Annotated in this window: 1 protein-coding gene; it reads left to right on the plus strand. The window is 37.0% G+C overall.

The features are described 5' to 3' along the window. A partial coding sequence (locus E1171_RS23270; RefSeq protein ID WP_187696116.1) for a hypothetical protein occupies nt 1–211 on the plus strand: 211 nt, incomplete at both ends.

The following is a 211-nucleotide window of genomic DNA, read 5'->3' on the forward strand; positions in this document are numbered from 1 at the left end:
GTTAACGTTAATGGGGATGACAACATCATAGGTGACCCCGATTTCGATGATTTTAGTTTGGGAAATAATATAATCATGGGTAACAGAAATGATGGTAATCGTCAAGGCTTTGGAGTACTCATAGGTGGGGATGAAAATGTTATTCAAGGTAATAACCGAATTTTAGGGAATAACAATGATGGGAATCGTCAGGTGAAATTCATTGGAATTC

Origin of the sequence: Xanthovirga aplysinae, from assembly GCF_009711365.1 — a bacterium.
GTDB classification, from domain to species: Bacteria; Bacteroidota; Bacteroidia; order Cytophagales; family Cyclobacteriaceae; genus Xanthovirga; species Xanthovirga aplysinae.